The following is a 1,037-nucleotide window of genomic DNA, read 5'->3' on the forward strand; positions in this document are numbered from 1 at the left end:
GGGGTGCGGATGATATCAGTGGGCTATATTTCTCGCAGCTGCCGGAATGGGCCAGGGATCGAATCAAAGACTACAATCTCACAATTTACTACTATGAGGGAATGACGGAAACGGAGGTCAGAGAGTTCTTCCGCAGGCTGAACAACGGCAAGCCTCTGTCGGCAATCGAGCTGACCCGTGCCAACGTCCCTAGCCTGACGATCTTCCAACAGCTCGCCAAGCACAAGGCAATTCAGTTCGTAGTCTCGGAGGCTGGCAGGAAGCGGTTCACCAATGAAATGATCGCCATGCAGCTTTACCAACTTATCACAGAGAAATCCCCCGACTTCTCCACCAAGCCCTTCCGGGAGTGGGCCAGCAAGGTTGAGGTTGACAGCGAAGTGCTGGACACGATCAACGCCGGGCTGGATGCCTACTCGGTGTTCGCCAGGAGCCTGATTGATGTCAACAACAAGGTACTCCGCACCGTCAAGGGCAGAACGCACTTTATCAGTTGTGCCTATTACTGCTGTCTGGCAGTCCAATATGATGTCAACCAGGACGAGATCAACCGAACCCTGACCGAGTTCTTTAGTGGGCATCCCTCCATATCGCCGGAGTACAATCACACGGTATCCGCTGGCAGCGCAAAACCTACTTCGGTGCAGACACGGCGGGATGTGATGCGGTCTTTGCTTCCGGTGATCGATGAGGTGGAGGAACCTGACCAGGGAGAAGCTGATCCTGATAATGTGGTCGATTCGGAACAATTCGAGGAGGAAGATCATGAGTCATGAGTGGGGAAACTACCCCGAGAATTTTACCCCGAAGATGTACTGGGGTGCGAGGGCCATCCTTGAACGGCAGAGCGGCCTACCCGGAAAGGTGTTATGCCTCCTGCCGGATCGCCAGAGCTTTGAGCGGCTGGATGGGAGCCAGAGGGAGCAGGATGTGTTCTTTGACTGGATCAACACAAAGGTTCTGCCAAAGTTGAGATGCCTTGCCAGCGAGAACCACTTCCATGAGTGGAAAGACTTGGCAACGATTAAGTCCGAGGA

The 1,037-nt window shown here is 54.0% G+C and carries 2 protein-coding genes; both read left to right on the forward strand.

The window, feature by feature from the left end; translation table 11 throughout:
• Positions 1-776 (forward strand): hypothetical protein (locus JX325_RS17605; protein WP_204792290.1); only part of this gene is annotated, 776 nt, incomplete at its 5' end.
• Positions 766-1,037 (forward strand): hypothetical protein (locus JX325_RS17610; protein WP_204792291.1); only part of this gene is annotated, 272 nt, incomplete at its 3' end. The genes JX325_RS17605 and JX325_RS17610, both read left to right, overlap by 11 nt.

This window comes from Oscillibacter sp. CU971, from assembly GCF_905219725.1.
Lineage (GTDB): Bacteria > Bacillota > Clostridia > Oscillospirales > Oscillospiraceae > Oscillibacter.